Source organism: Sphingomonas sp. BL2, from assembly GCF_056680015.1.
In genome coordinates this window covers 582,451-596,076 of record NZ_CM155261.1, presented here as the reverse complement: position 1 = coordinate 596,076, position 13,626 = coordinate 582,451, and the positions used below count along the sequence as shown (strand labels likewise).

Sequence of the window (13,626 nt, the reverse complement as noted above, 5' to 3'; positions counted from 1 at the left end):
CACCCAATACCATGACGCGACCAGTTTTATACCGGCGGATGGGTTCAGTAGAAGCGTCGCAGGGTAAGTTCCCGTGTCGTGCCGTCGCACAGGCCGAGCGAAACGACGCGGCCGGGCGTGCCCGCAGACCATGACGCGATCGGGTTCGATGCATATTCGCTTGTGACGGGCGTGCCGTCGATCGTGCAGATCAGGTCGCCGTCCTTCCAGCCGGCTGCGGCCGCCGGTCCGCCGCGCATGACGTGGAGGATCTTCAGCCGATCCTTCTCGATGCCGAGGAGCAATCCGCTGGTCGACCGGAGAGGCGGCCGATCGGCTTTGGGGCCCGGGTCGAGCACCATCCGGCGCGCACCGGGATCGAGTAGGACGCGGTAGTTCTGCAGGAAGCCCGAGCCGATCCGGCCGGCGGCACCGATCGACTGCGAGAAACCGCCGGCGGGTTCGATCCGAACTTCGACCGAGCGTGCCGTCATCGCGCCGACGTGGAGATCCGGGACGATCGCGAGGCCACTGACTGCTGCGCCTGCGAGCCCGAACGCGATCGCCGTGGTCGATGGCACTCCCATCGCGGCGGCCTTCCAGCCGGCCTCGGTGACGGTGATCGAGGAGCCATCGCCGGTGTCGACGATCATTGGCGCCAGTCGCCGGTCGCCGAGCGTGGCGGCGCTTTCGTACACGCTGCGCTCGGACGAGAGGCGCAAGGGGGCCGTCGCACCCTTGAACGGCAGGCGGCCCGAGCGGATCAGGCGAAAGCGATGCGCGGCGTAATCTATGTCAAGCGCATGCCCCGCCAGCAGGTCCGCGCCGACGAGCAGGTCGACCGCCGACACGCTGCCGGTCGCGAGCGCGGGGAGGTCGGTGACGGTCACGCCGCCGCCGGTTCTTGCGAGGCCGCCGATCGCAAGGGTGCGGGTCGGCATCCAGTCGAGCTCGACCGATCCGCCGATCGCCTGCGCGCTGCCACCGGCGACGAGTTTCGCGGCATCGACAGCCGGAGAGGCCTTGGCGAGCAGCGTGTAGCTGACTCCGGTGTCTAGGATCGCGGTCACGTCGCGGCCGTCGAGCTGCATCGTGAAGCGGATCTGGTTGCCGGGGGTGAGGTCGAACGGAATCCAGCGCGCCTCCGCATCGGTCGCGAGATGGTAGACGCCGCGGTCGCGTGCGGCGGGGGAGATGGCGGCGGCTGGTGTGGCTTTCGAGGGCTCGCGCGCCGAAACGAAGAGGACCGCGATCAGCGGAACGAGGGTGAGAAGGGCGCGACGCATGTGGCACTGTCCCTAGCGCGTCGGGGGACTGGTACAAGCGGGGCTTTGCAGGGACGGGGTGGGGATCGGTGTGGAATGGTCGCTTGCCGGGCAGTATCCGCTCGGCACTGCCGTCTTTATCTTTATCCCATTCGGCCGGTCTCAGGGGAGCAATATTTGGTCTCCCGCGAACGCGGGGGGCCAGGGTCACAAGCGGGGGGTGTTCGTGACTCTGGACCCCCGCGTTCGCGAGGAAATGGTAGGAGGGCGTGCAGTGGCTTGAACCAGTCTTGCAATCAACTCGACGAACTCGCGTGCCTAGACCAGCCTAGCGAACAGTTCGGGACGCACTCAACGTTCGCAACGGCCGCCTCCGCCGGGGTGGTGACCTACGCCCGGATGATCGGCTTAACAGGGACGGTAACAGTCGGGAGGTCGGCGCAATCAGCGACGCCCCTACAGGCATGCCTCCAAATACGCCTGGTCGAACCCGAACTGCTTTGCTTTCTCCAGCGTATATGGTCGCAGCCCCATCGACCGGTATTCGCCCAGGATTTTCCCGTCGGCCGACTCGTCCATATATTCGAACTTGAACAGCTCCTGCGTGACGATCACCGGGCCTTCCATGCCGATCACCTCGGTGATGTTGGTCACCCGGCGCGAACCGTCGCGGAGGCGCTTCACCTGGATGATCAGCTCGACCGAATCGGCGATCTGGCGCGAGATCGCTTCCTTGGGCACCTTGATGTCGGACATCATCACCATGTTCTCCATACGCGCGAGCGCCTCGCGCGGGGAGTTGGCGTGGAGCGTGCACATCGAGCCGTCGTGACCGGTGTTCATGGCGGCGAGCATGTCAAAACACTCGGAGCCACGAATTTCGCCCAGGATGATCCGGTCCGGCCGCATGCGCAGCGCGTTCTTGACCAGATCGCGGATCGAGATCTCGCCCTGGCCCTCCAGATTAGCGGGGCGCGTTTCGAGCGGGAGCCAGTGCGGCTGTTGCAGGCGAAGTTCGGCGGCGTCCTCGATCGTCAGCACGCGCTCGCCGGGGTCGATCATCTTCGACAGCGCGTTGAGCATCGTCGTCTTGCCCGAGCCGGTACCGCCCGAGATGACGACGTTGAACCGCGACGCCCCGGCGATCTTCAGCGCGGTCGCCATCTTCGGCGACATGCTGCCGAACCCCGCCATCATGTCGAGCGTGATCGGTTTGGCGGAGAATTTACGAATCGAGATCGCGGTGCCGCGCAAGCTCAGCGGCGGCACGATCACGTTGACGCGCGAGCCGTCCTTCAGGCGCGCATCGGCAAGCGGTGAGGTCTGGTCGACGCGACGGCCAACCGAATTGACGATGCGTTGCGCGATCTGGAACAGATGCTCCTCGTCACGGAACTGGATCGGCGCGAGTTCGAGCTTGCCCTTGCGCTCGACATAGGTCTGGTCGGGGCCGTTCACCATGATGTCGGTGATGTTCGGATCGGCCAGCAATTCCTCGAGCGGCCCAAGCCCGAGCAGTTCGTCGACCAGCACCTTCTCGAGCGCAAACTGTTCGCGGCGGTTGAGCGTCAGCTTCAGTTCGGCGAGCACCTCACCGATGATCGGGCGGAATTCCTCGGCGAGCTCGTCCTTACCGAGCGTCGCCGCAGCCTCCGGATCGACGCGTTCGAGCAGGCGCGGGAGGACCTGTTCCTTGATCTTGTGGATCGACTGTTCGAAGCCCTCGACCTTGCTGTTGCCGGCCTCGCCGCTCGCGTTCTGTCGATCCGACAGTCGCTGCATGGCGTCGAGCTGTCCGGCGGGCATCGTGCCCGAGGCGAATCCGTCGGTTTCCCCCGGCATTGGCAGCGAATCGATCGGCGGGAATTGGGCACCCCCCTCGGGTTCCGCGCGCGCCACGGGATTGCTGCCCGAGCTTCCCTGCATCGGACGCGCGACGCCGAATGCGGGACGGGCCGACTGCCCCCCGCTGATGCCATTACGACGCCCGAATGCGCTCATGCCTGTATCCCTGGATGAATGCCGACCGGGTTAGGCGCCAAGCCTTGATAATTTGCTAACCAAAACAGGCGTGTGAAAGGGCCGCTGTCGCGCGGTGCGATGGTCAGGGTTGATCGCCGCCGCGAACTCCCCGAAGGCAGGCACATGATCCGCCTGCTGCTTCTTCTCGCGCTCACCTTCGGGTTGGCGAGCTCCGCATCTGCGGACGACATCGCCGCCACCGGGCGCGGCGTCGTGCGCGTCGTGACGATCGCGGTGGTCGACGACCAGGTGGTCGGCTTCGGCCATGGCAGCGGCTTTGCGATCGCGCCCAACCGGATCGTCACCAACGCGCACGTCGTCGATCTCGCCGAGCGCTATCCAGACAACGTCGTCGTCGGCATCGTCCCGACCGAGGGCAGCAAATCCTACCAGGGCAAGGTGATCGCGTATGATTCGCAGCGCGACCTGGCGCTGATCGAGTTCACCGGTGCGCGCCTGCCGCCAAGCGCGCTGTATACCGGTCCGATGACCGAGGGCGATCCGGTGGTGTCGCTCGGCTTTCCGGGGAACGTTGACCTGGCGACGGCGCGGTCGGCGGCGGATTATATCCGGCCGATGACGCCGGTGCGGTCTGAGGGCGTGCTCTCCGGGCGCCGTGTGTTAAGCAGCGTCGAGGTGCTTCTTCACACGGCGAGCATCGCACGCGGCAATTCGGGTGGGCCGCTGCTCGACCGGTGCGGGCGGGTGATCGGGGTGAACTCGGCGATCACGCGCGGCGAGGAGGGCGACTCGACGTTCGGGTTCGCGATTGCGGATACCGAACTCGCGGGCTTCCTCCACGATGCAAAACAGCCTTACGCGTCGATCGGGACGGGGTGCACCTCGATCGAGGATCGCTTGCGGCAGGACGCCGACGCGGATGCGCGGGCGACCGCCGATGCGGCATCCGCCAAGCGCGATGCAGCGACGCAGGATGCGATGACACGCGAGGTCGCACTGGAGAAGGCGCGGACCGAGGCCGGGCGGGCGCGGGAGAACGTCATGGCGCTTGCCGGGCTGCTGCTGGTGGCAGGAGCGCTGGTGATCGGGAGCGCGGGGCTGCTCGAATCGCGTGGGCAGAGACGGCAGGCGGTTTGGGCGCTGGGTATCGGCGGGCTAAGCGTGCTGGTCGCGATCGTCGTGTTCGTGCTGCGGCCCTCGGGTGAGGTCGACGTGCCGCTGTCCGCGCTGCCCAAGACGCGGATATCGACGCCCGATGCGGCGCTCGGCAAGCTGATGTGCACACTGATCCCCGAGCGGAGCCGGATCACGATCTCGTCGAGTGAGGATGTGCCGATCGACTGGGGCGCGAAGGGGTGTGTCAACGGCAAGACGCAATATGTCGGCGCGAATGGCCGGTGGGACCGCGTGCTGGTGCCCGATGCCGAGCAGACCGTCTCCGTGCTGTCGTTCGATCCGGCGACGCGCGTCTATTCGAACACGCGCTATCTGATGTCGGCGGCGGGGATGGAGGCGGCGCGGACCGCGCGCGGCGTCGTGCCGAACGTGTGCAACATGGATGAGGCGGCGTTGAGTCGTCTCGCGGGCCAGCAGGCTGCGGTGCGCGCGGTGTTGCCGCCGCTGCCGAACGAGAAGCTGGTCTATTCCTGCAAGTCGGCGCGCTGAGCTTCGGAGGCTAGGAGAGCACGCTTGCGGTCGAGCCCGTAGGCGTAGCCGCCGAGTGCGCCGCCGATGCGTTGCGCGCGGTGGCAGGGGATGACGATCGAAACCGGGTTCTGGCCGCACGCGGTGCCGGCGGCGCGGACCGCGGCGGGGCGGCCGGCCAAGGCTGCGAGTTCGCTGTAGGTGCGGGTTTCGCCGATCGGGATGGTGCGTAGGGCTTGCCAGATCGCCTCCTGGAACGCGGTGCCGCGGACGTCTAGCGGGAGGTCTTGGTCGCGCTCGGGGGATTCCACCGCCGCGACGACTTGCGCCGTCAGGTCCGCGAGGGCTTCGTCGCCGAGCTCGATCGTGGCGTTGGGGAAGCGGCGGCGGAGTTCGTCCGCGTCTTCGTCGAACGACACGCGGCACAGCCCCTTGTCGGTGGCGGCGACGAACAAGGCGCCCAGGCTCGTGTCGGCGGTGGTCCAGCGGATCGTGACGCCTTCGCCGCCGCGCGCCCAGGCGCTGGGGGCCATGCCGAGCCGTTTGGCGTCGACCTCGTAGAAGCGGCTGGGGGCGGAATAGCCGGCTTCGTAGATTGCTTCGGTCACGGTCGAGTCCTCCGATAAGGCGTTGGCCGCGCGGCTGGTGCGGAGCGCCCGCGCGTAGGCGGCGGGGGTGACGCCGGTGGCGCGCTTGAACAGGCGGTGGAAATGGTGCGGGGCGTAGCCGACTTTCGCGGCGACCTCGTCCAGCGAGAGGCGGTCTTCTTCAGCTTCGAGCAGCGCGACGGCGGCGGCCACGGCGACGCGGTCGCGGCCCACTTCGTCGGGGGTGCAGCGCAGGCATGCGCGGAAGCCGGCGGCGCGCGCGCTTGGCGGATCGGGGTGGAAAGTGACGTTCTCGCGCTTTGGGTGACGCGCGGGGCAGCTTGGTTTGCAGTAGATGCCGGTGGTTTTCACGCCGACGACGAACCGGCCGTCCCACGCACGGTCGCGGGTTTCGAACGCAGTCCAGGCGGTTTCGGTGTCGGGGGCGATGCTCATTGGATCGGTATAGCCGGTCGCGACGCGTGCGCATCCCGTGGCTTGCGGTCAAAGCGGAGCCAATCGGCGGTCCGGCCGTTCTTTCGTGCATACCCCATAACGAAAGATGTCTCATGGCCTCCGACACGCCCGTCTGGTTCATTTCCGGCTGCTCGACCGGTTTCGGTCGCGAACTCGCCAAGCTCGTGCTTGCGCGCGGTTGGCGTGCGGTGGTTACCGCGCGGGATGCGGATCGCGTCGCCGATCTGGCGGAGGGCGCCGAGGATCGTGCGCTCGCGCTGTCGCTCGACGTGACGGAGCAGGCGCAGATCGACGATGCTGTCGCGCAGGCCAAGGCCAAGTTCGGGCGGATCGACGTGCTCGTGAACAACGCGGGCTACGGCTATCAGGCGTCGGTCGAGGAGGGCGAGGAGGCCGAAATTCGCGCGCAGTTCGATGCGAACGTGTTCGGGTTGTTTGCGCTTACGCGGACTGTGCTGCCGATCATGCGGGGGCAGAAGAGCGGCAATATCATCAACATCACGTCGGTCGCGGGTCAGGTCGGGTTCCCCGGGTCGGGCTATTACGCCGCGTCGAAGCATGCGGTCGAGGGTTGGTCCGATGCGCTGCTGGCGGAGGTGAAGCCGCTTGGGATCGACGTGACGTGTGTCGAACCGGGGCCGTTCCGGACGGACTGGGCGGGTCGGTCGCTGAAGCAGACGCCGGTGAAGATCGCCGACTATGCCGATACCGCGGGCAAGCGGCTCGATGGTACGCGGGAGGTTAGCGGGACGCAGGCTGGTGACCCGGTGCGGGCGGGCGAGGCAATGATCGCGCTCACCGAGAATGCGAACCCGCCGCGGCATCTGGTGCTCGGGGCCTGGGGGTATGATGCTGTGACGAAGAAGCTGGCTGATCGGCTGAAGGAGATCGAAGCGCATAAGGCGGATAGCCTTGGGGCTGATTTCCCGGGGGAGTAATCTCGACCGAGCGAAATAGAATTGTTTCCCCGCGAAGGCGGGGACCCAGACTGGGCTCCCGCCTTCGCGGGAGAACAAGGAAGCAGGGGCTGCTTTCACGTTTGTAGCGCCAGCCTGCACCGACGCCTTCTACCACATCCACCACCCCGGCGAAGGCCGGGGTCCAGTTGGAAAGGTGGTAATAACGAACGGCCGTCCTCCTTTAGCAACGTCCCCCAACTGGGCCCCGGCCTTCGCCGGGGTGGCGTTAGGGTTGGGGAAGGGCGGTGATCACCCGCCGTTGGCGCGGAACAGGTCCAACGTCCGCTGCTTCGCCAAATCCGCGCTAGGCTCGTGATAATCCTTCCGCCGGTCCGAATTGAACCCGTGGCCCGCCTCGTAGACGTACACCGTCGCATTCGGCCAATCCTTCGCGATCACCTGCTCGACGCCCTCCATCGGAATGCCGTGATCGTGGCGACCGAAGTGGAGGATCACCGGCACCTTCGGTTCCTCGTCCGCCGCCGCCGGGATCATGCTGCCATAATAGCCGCTCGCCGCCGCGACGCCGTGCATCTTGGTCGAGGCGAACCACGCGACCGAGCCGCCGTAGCAATAGCCGACCACGAACACCGGCCCGGCGGGGGCGAGCATGTCGATGCAGGTCTGGACGTCCTTGAGCGACAGGTCGAACGGGTGGAGTTGCCGCGCCAGCTCGACGCCGCGGGCGAGACCGCCGCCCGAATAGTCCGCCTCAAAGCCGGGATGCTCGCGGTCGAACAGGGCGGGGGCCAGGACTTCGTAGCCGTCGGCCGCGTACTCGTCGCAGAGGTCGCGGATGTGGTCGGTCACGCCGAAGATCTCCTGAACCAGCACGAGGCCACCGCGACGCTCGCCGGTCGGCTGCGCGTGATAGACCGCGACGGTCGCGCCGTCGGACATCGTCATCGTTTCCATCGTGCCGGTCATTCTCTCGTCCTCGTCGGTTGGTCGTTACGCCTGCTAATACCGTCATTCCCACGGAGGCGGGAACCCATAGTGGCGGGCCGTGTGGCGAAAGCGCCGGGTCCGGAGGATATGGATCCCCGCCTGCGCGGGGATAACGGGGAGGGGCGTAATCGTAACCTTCCAACCTTCGATCAATGACAAAACAGTCACAAACCCGCCGCCATCACCCTCCCGCCGGGTTGCCAATCCGCGAACCCGATGCTACCCGCGCCACGTCCCATGAGAGGTGCTTTCGCGCCCTCTTCCCCCGCGGGACGGCACTATTTCGGTTTCAGGCGAGGATTGACAGGTCCGTGGAGACATCCGGCGGTATTCAAGCGAGCTTAGGCGGGCGTTATGCGCTGGCCCTGTTCGAACTCGCGCGTGACGCGAAGACGATCGACGCGGTCGAGTCTAGCCTGGCGAACGTGCGCGACGCACTCGCGCAGTCCGAGGACTTCCGCAATCTGACGGTGAGCCCGATGGTGTCGCGTGGCGCTGCCGTGAAGGCGGTCTCCGCGGTCGCCGACGAACTCAGCGTCGACGCGACCACCAAGAGCTTCCTCGGCGTCCTCGCCGAGAACCACCGGCTGGGCGCGCTGCCGAAGATCATCAAGGCTTTCCGGACACTTGCCGCGCAGCATCGCGGCGAGATCGCGGCCGAGGTGACGTCCGCGCATCCGCTGACCGACGAGCAGGTGATCGAGCTGAAGCATCAGCTCCGCCAGCGCGTCGGCCGTGAAGTTTCCGTCGACCTCAGCGTCGACCCATCGTTGCTGGGTGGACTTGTCGTCCGCGTCGGCAGCCAGATGATCGATTCGTCGATCAAGACGCGTCTCAACACTCTCGCGCACGCGATGAAGGGCTAAGCTAATGGATATCCGCGCCGCAGAAATCTCGAAGATCATCAAGGATCAGATCGCCAATTTCGGCACCGAGGCCCAGGTTAGCGAGACCGGCCAGGTGTTGAGCGTCGGCGACGGCATCGCGCGCATCTTCGGCCTCGACAACGTCCAGGCCGGCGAGATGGTCGAATTCTCGAACGGCGTGCAGGGCATGGCGCTCAACCTCGAGGCCGATAACGTCGGCGTCGTGATCTTCGGGAGCGATTCCGAGATCAAGGAAGGCGACATCGTCAAGCGCACCGGCACGATCGTCGACGTGCCGATCGGCAAGGAGCTGCTCGGCCGCGTGGTCGATGGCCTCGGCAACCCGATCGACGGCAAGGGCCCGATCCACACCACCGAGCGCAGCCGCGTCGAAGTAAAGGCACCGGGCATCATCCCGCGCCAGTCGGTCAGCGAGCCGGTCCAGACCGGGCTCAAGGCGATCGACGCACTCGTTCCCGTCGGCCGTGGCCAGCGCGAGCTGATCATCGGCGATCGCCAGACCGGCAAGTCCGCCGTCGCGATCGACGCGTTCATCAACCAGAAGATCGCCAACGCCGGCGACGACGAGTCGAAGAAGCTGTACTGCGTCTACGTCGCGATCGGCCAGAAGCGCTCGACCGTCGCACAGCTAGTCAAGACGCTCGAAGAGAACGGCGCGATGGAATACACCATCGTCATCGCCGCGACCGCGTCCGACCCTGCACCGCTCCAGTATCTCGCACCCTATACCGGCGTCGCGATGGGCGAGTATTTCCGCGATCGCGGCATGCATGCGCTGATCTGCTACGACGATCTTTCGAAGCAGGCCGTCGCGTATCGCCAGATGTCGCTGCTGCTGCGTCGTCCTCCCGGCCGTGAAGCGTATCCGGGCGACGTGTTCTATCTCCACAGCCGTCTGCTTGAGCGTGCGGCGAAGATGTCGGACGCGAACGGCGGCGGCTCGCTGACCGCGCTGCCGATCATCGAGACGCAGGCGGGCGACGTTTCGGCGTACATCCCGACCAACGTGATCTCGATCACCGACGGCCAGATCTTCCTCGAGACCGATCTGTTCTTCTCGGGCGTGCGTCCGGCGATCAACGTCGGCCTGTCGGTGTCGCGCGTCGGTTCGGCCGCACAGACCAAGGCGATGAAGAAGGTGTCGGGCTCGATCAAGCTCGAGCTGGCGCAGTACCGTGAGATGGCGGCGTTCGCGCAGTTCGGGTCGGATCTCGATGCGTCGACGCAGAAGCTGCTGAATCGTGGTGCTCGTTTGACCGAGCTGCTGAAGCAGGCGCAGTTCTCGCCGCTGCCGTTCGAGGAGCAGACGGTGTCGATCTTCGCCGGCACCAGCGGCTATCTCGACAAGGTTCCGGTCGCCCACGTGACGCGCTACGAGCAGGCGCTGCTGGCCGACATGCGTGCGAACCATGCCGACGTGCTGACGCTGATCCGCGATACCCGCGACCTGGGTAACGAGGCGAAGGACAAGCTGAAGGCAGCGCTCGAAGCGTTCGCGAAGACTTTCGCTTAAGTAAAACTCCCTCTCCCCGCTGGGGAGAGGGTCGGGGTGAGGGGTAGTACCGCGAGGTGCCGCTCCTGTGGCAGCCCCTCACCCCAACCCTCTCCCCGGAGGGGCGAGGGAGCAGGAAGAGAAGATGGCATCACTTAAGGCCCTCAAGATCCGCATCGGCTCGGTGAAGTCGACGCAGAAGATCACCAAGGCGATGAAGATGGTCGCCGCTGCGAAGCTGCGCCGTGCGCAGGACGCGGCGGTCGCCGGGCGTCCGTATGCCGAGCGTCTCGAAGCGGTGATGGCGAGCCTCGCGGGGCGCGTCGGCATCGCGCCGGGCGCATCGCCGCTGCTCGCGGGCACCGGCAAGGACCAGGTCCACCTGATCGTCATCGCGACGTCGGAGCGCGGCCTCGCGGGTGCGTTCAACACCAACATCGTCCGCGCCGCGCGCCGCAAGGCCGAGGAGCTGATCGCGGCGGGCAAGACCGTGAAGTTCTACGTCGCCGGCAAGAAGGGGCGCGTGATCAAGCGCTTCTTCCCGAACGACATTCTCGCCGATCACGAAATGGGCCAGATCAAGCGGCTCGCGTTCAGCGATGCGCAGGAAATTTCCGAAGACCTGATCAAGCGCTTCGGCGAGGGCCAGTTCGACGTCGCGCACCTGTTCTACGCGAAGTTCGTGTCGGCACTGGTGCAGGTCCCGACGGGCATCCAGATCATCCCGATTCCGCTGTCGGCGATCCCCGGTGCGGAAGCCAAACCGGGCGCGCCCGCCGAAGCCGTGGTCGAGTACGAACCCGACGAGGAAGCGATCCTCGCCGATCTTCTGCCGCGCAACGTCGCGATCCAGATTTTCCGCGCGCTGCTCGAAAACGCGGCGTCTGAGCAGGGCTCGCGCATGAACGCGATGGACAACGCCACGCGCAACGCGGGCGACATGATCACGCGTCTCTCGATCCAGTATAACCGTACCCGCCAAGCCGCGATCACGACCGAGCTGGTCGAAATCATCTCGGGCGCCGAAGCGCTCAAGTAAGTCCAAGGAAGCAGACAATGGCAACCGCCCCAGAGACCCTCGGAACCACGCTCGCCCCCAAGGCCACCAACAACACCGGCCGCATCTCGCAGGTCATCGGTGCGGTCGTCGACGTGCATTTCCCCGACAATTTGCCCGCCATTCTGTCGGCGCTCGAAACCGACAATAACGGCAACCGGCTCGTCCTCGAAGTCGCACAGCATCTCGGCGAGAACACCGTTCGCACGATCGCGATGGACGCCACCGAGGGTCTGACCCGCGGCCAGACCGTCACCGACACCGGCTCGCAGATCCGCGTTCCGGTCGGCCCGAAGACGCTCGGCCGCATCCTCAACGTCATCGGCGAGCCGATCGACGAGCGCGGCCCGGTCGGCGCAGAGACGACCGCCCCGATCCATGCCTCGGCGCCGCTGTTCGTCGACCAGTCGACCGAGAGCGCTATCCTGGTCACCGGCATCAAGGTCATCGATCTGCTGGCGCCATACGCGAAGGGCGGCAAGATTGGTCTGTTCGGCGGCGCCGGCGTCGGCAAGACCGTGCTGATCCAGGAGCTGATCAACAACATCGCCAAGGGTCACGGCGGCACCTCGGTGTTCGCCGGCGTCGGCGAGCGTACCCGCGAGGGTAACGATCTCTACCACGAGTTCCTCGACGCAGGCGTCATCGCCAAGGATGCCGACGGCAATCCGCAGTCGGAGGGCTCGAAGGTCGCGCTCGTGTTCGGCCAGATGAACGAGCCGCCAGGCGCGCGTGCACGCGTCGCGCTGTCGGGCCTGACGATCGCCGAGTATTTCCGCGACGTCGAAGGCCAGGACGTGCTGTTCTTCGTCGACAACATCTTCCGCTTCACGCAGGCGGGCGCAGAGGTTTCGGCCCTGCTCGGCCGCATCCCGTCGGCAGTGGGTTACCAGCCGACGCTATCGACCGACATGGGCGCGCTGCAGGAGCGCATCACGTCGACCAACAAGGGCTCGATCACCTCGGTGCAGGCCGTGTACGTGCCGGCCGACGATCTCACCGATCCGGCACCGGCGACCTCGTTCGCGCATCTCGATGCGACGACCAACCTCAACCGCGCGATCTCGGAGCTGGGCATCTACCCGGCGGTCGATCCGCTAGATTCGACCTCGCGTCTGCTCGAGCCACGCGTCGTCGGCCAGGAGCATTACGACACCGCACGCGCCGTTCAGTCGACGCTGCAGAAGGACAAGTCGCTGCAGGACATCATCGCAATTCTCGGCATGGACGAGCTCAGCGAAGAGGATAAGCTCACCGTCCAGCGGGCGCGGAAGATCCAGAAGTTCCTGAGCCAGCCGTTCCACGTCGCCGAGGTCTTCACCGGCATCAGCGGCAAGTTCGTCCAGCTCGAGGACACGGTCCGGTCGTTCAAGGCAGTGGTCGAGGGCGAGTATGATCACCTGCCCGAGGCCGCGTTCTACATGGTCGGCGGCATCGACGAAGCCGTCGCCAAGGCCGAGAAGATGGCTTCCGAGGCTTAAGCCTTTCTAGCTCCCTCTCCCCTCCGGGGAGAGGGTTGGGGTGAGGGGACAAGCGCCTTCGCCCGGTACTGCCCCTCACCCCGACCCTCTCCCCGCAGGGGAGAGGGAGAAGGCGAACAAGATGCTGCATTTCGAACTCGTCACGCCAGAAAAGCTCGTCCGCTCGGAGGAGGTCTACATGGTCGTTGTCCCCGGCACCGAAGGCGATTTCGGCGTCCTCGAAGGCCACGCGCCGTTCATGTCGACGGTCCGCGATGGCGGCGTGCAGATCTTCCGCACGCAGAACGGCACCCCCGAGGTGATCGCGATCAAGGGCGGTTTCGCCGAGGTCAACGCCAAGGGCCTGACCGTCCTCGCCGAGCACGCCGGCGAGTAACGCCTGTCAGGCGAGCGCCGGTGCCCGCCTGATCGATACCGACGGCCGACGCCGCAACCGTGCTAGCAGCGGCCGCTCGATCCACCGATGCACCGCCAATCCCAGCATCGTCGACGCGACGATGAACGCCAGCGCGAACGGATAGGGCGACATGGTTGGGGCATAGCCTCCGACCATCCAGAGCAGCGCGGTCAGGCAGGGATGGGTGAGGTACGTCGAATAGGACGCATCGCCGACGCGTGCGACGATCCGTTCGGACCGTCCCCCCGCCGGTATGTCGATCACTCCGACCACCAATAGCGCCCAGGGAATGCCCCACGTCCGGGTTCGCGCGAGGCCAGAGGTCCGGCAACGGCAACTTCGATCTGAAGCGAGAGCGGGACGCCTAGTCCGAAGGCGATCCCGACCACCAGCAGCATGGTCCCGATGACGAGCGCAGGCGTCGTATAGCGTGCGCTGATCCCGCTGCGCCAAGCCATCCACACACCCAC

General features: G+C 66.1%; 13 protein-coding genes. 7 read left to right on the top strand and 6 right to left on the bottom strand.

What is annotated here, in order from left to right; translation table 11 throughout:
- Positions 1-44: 44 nt before the first annotated feature.
- Positions 45-1,265, bottom strand: coding sequence for a pepsin/retropepsin-like aspartic protease family protein (locus tag AC1ME3_RS02655; RefSeq protein ID WP_480954724.1), 1,221 nt, complete (start codon positions 1,263-1,265; stop codon positions 45-47).
- Positions 1,266-1,700: 435 nt separating this feature from the next.
- The gene (locus tag AC1ME3_RS02650; RefSeq protein WP_480954723.1) at positions 1,701-3,245 is read right to left on the bottom strand and encodes a TadA family conjugal transfer-associated ATPase; all 1,545 of its coding nucleotides are present in this window, start codon (positions 3,243-3,245) and stop codon (positions 1,701-1,703) included.
- A gap of 144 nt (positions 3,246-3,389) precedes the next feature.
- Between AC1ME3_RS02650 and AC1ME3_RS02645 the strand changes: the two genes are divergently transcribed.
- Complete coding sequence (locus AC1ME3_RS02645; RefSeq protein WP_480954722.1) at positions 3,390-4,892, top strand: S1C family serine protease; 1,503 nt, start codon at positions 3,390-3,392, stop codon at positions 4,890-4,892.
- On the opposite strand, the gene ada is transcribed toward AC1ME3_RS02645, so the two are convergent.
- Positions 4,868-5,914 (bottom strand): bifunctional DNA-binding transcriptional regulator/O6-methylguanine-DNA methyltransferase Ada, encoded by a 1,047-nt coding sequence (gene ada, locus AC1ME3_RS02640; protein ID WP_480954721.1) that lies wholly within the window; start codon positions 5,912-5,914, stop codon positions 4,868-4,870. The two genes, AC1ME3_RS02645 and ada, sit on opposite strands and share 25 nt — an antisense overlap.
- A gap of 113 nt (positions 5,915-6,027) precedes the next feature.
- Here ada and AC1ME3_RS02635 point away from each other — a divergent pair, with 113 nt between their 5' ends.
- Entirely contained in the window at positions 6,028-6,873 is an 846-nt protein-coding gene (locus AC1ME3_RS02635; RefSeq protein ID WP_480954720.1) for an oxidoreductase, read from the top strand.
- A 270-nt stretch (positions 6,874-7,143) separates the two neighbouring features.
- On the opposite strand, the gene AC1ME3_RS02630 is transcribed toward AC1ME3_RS02635, so the two are convergent.
- On the bottom strand, positions 7,144-7,821 hold the full coding sequence (locus tag AC1ME3_RS02630; RefSeq protein WP_480954719.1) for a dienelactone hydrolase family protein: 678 nt from the start codon (positions 7,819-7,821) through the stop codon (positions 7,144-7,146).
- 332 nt (positions 7,822-8,153) lie between these two features.
- Here AC1ME3_RS02630 and AC1ME3_RS02625 point away from each other — a divergent pair, with 332 nt between their 5' ends.
- From AC1ME3_RS02625 to AC1ME3_RS02605, 5 genes are all read left to right on the top strand, one after another.
- A complete protein-coding gene (locus tag AC1ME3_RS02625; RefSeq protein WP_480954718.1) occupies positions 8,154-8,708 on the top strand; it encodes a F0F1 ATP synthase subunit delta in 555 nt (184 codons plus the stop codon).
- A gap of 4 nt (positions 8,709-8,712) precedes the next feature.
- Positions 8,713-10,242, top strand: coding sequence for a F0F1 ATP synthase subunit alpha (gene atpA, locus AC1ME3_RS02620; RefSeq protein WP_480954717.1), 1,530 nt, complete (start codon positions 8,713-8,715; stop codon positions 10,240-10,242).
- Between the two features lie 124 nt (positions 10,243-10,366).
- Positions 10,367-11,260: a F0F1 ATP synthase subunit gamma gene (locus AC1ME3_RS02615; RefSeq protein WP_056065178.1), complete on the top strand. Its 894-nt coding sequence runs from the start codon at positions 10,367-10,369 to the stop codon at positions 11,258-11,260.
- A 17-nt stretch (positions 11,261-11,277) separates the two neighbouring features.
- Positions 11,278-12,759, top strand: coding sequence for a F0F1 ATP synthase subunit beta (gene atpD / locus AC1ME3_RS02610; RefSeq protein ID WP_480954716.1), 1,482 nt, complete (start codon positions 11,278-11,280; stop codon positions 12,757-12,759).
- Between the two features lie 121 nt (positions 12,760-12,880).
- The gene (locus tag AC1ME3_RS02605) at positions 12,881-13,135 is read left to right on the top strand and encodes an ATP synthase F1 subunit epsilon (RefSeq protein ID WP_056065173.1); all 255 of its coding nucleotides are present in this window, start codon (positions 12,881-12,883) and stop codon (positions 13,133-13,135) included.
- Positions 13,136-13,141: 6 nt separating this feature from the next.
- Here the strand turns inward: AC1ME3_RS02605 and AC1ME3_RS02600 are convergent, their stop codons facing one another.
- Both AC1ME3_RS02600 and AC1ME3_RS02595 read right to left on the bottom strand, forming a co-directional pair.
- Entirely contained in the window at positions 13,142-13,420 is a 279-nt protein-coding gene (locus AC1ME3_RS02600; RefSeq protein ID WP_480954715.1) for a hypothetical protein, read from the bottom strand.
- On the bottom strand, positions 13,417-13,626 hold the full coding sequence (locus AC1ME3_RS02595; protein WP_480954714.1) for a hypothetical protein: 210 nt from the start codon (positions 13,624-13,626) through the stop codon (positions 13,417-13,419). Before AC1ME3_RS02595 ends, AC1ME3_RS02600 begins: the two co-directional genes overlap by 4 nt.

Coding starts and splice junctions, on each gene's coding strand:
- AC1ME3_RS02650 (WP_480954723.1), bottom strand. CDS start 3,245: ATGAGCGCATTCGGGCGTCGTAATGGCATCAGCGGGGGGCAGTCGGCC.
- AC1ME3_RS02655 (WP_480954724.1), bottom strand. CDS start 1,265: ATGCGTCGCGCCCTTCTCACCCTCGTTCCGCTGATCGCGGTCCTCTTC.
- ada (WP_480954721.1), bottom strand. CDS start 5,914: ATGAGCATCGCCCCCGACACCGAAACCGCCTGGACTGCGTTCGAAACC.
- atpD (WP_480954716.1), top strand. CDS start 11,278: ATGGCAACCGCCCCAGAGACCCTCGGAACCACGCTCGCCCCCAAGGCC.
- atpA (WP_480954717.1), top strand. CDS start 8,713: ATGGATATCCGCGCCGCAGAAATCTCGAAGATCATCAAGGATCAGATC.
- AC1ME3_RS02635 (WP_480954720.1), top strand. CDS start 6,028: ATGGCCTCCGACACGCCCGTCTGGTTCATTTCCGGCTGCTCGACCGGT.
- AC1ME3_RS02630 (WP_480954719.1), bottom strand. CDS start 7,821: ATGACCGGCACGATGGAAACGATGACGATGTCCGACGGCGCGACCGTC.
- AC1ME3_RS02645 (WP_480954722.1), top strand. CDS start 3,390: ATGATCCGCCTGCTGCTTCTTCTCGCGCTCACCTTCGGGTTGGCGAGC.
- AC1ME3_RS02605 (WP_056065173.1), top strand. CDS start 12,881: ATGCTGCATTTCGAACTCGTCACGCCAGAAAAGCTCGTCCGCTCGGAG.
- AC1ME3_RS02615 (WP_056065178.1), top strand. CDS start 10,367: ATGGCATCACTTAAGGCCCTCAAGATCCGCATCGGCTCGGTGAAGTCG.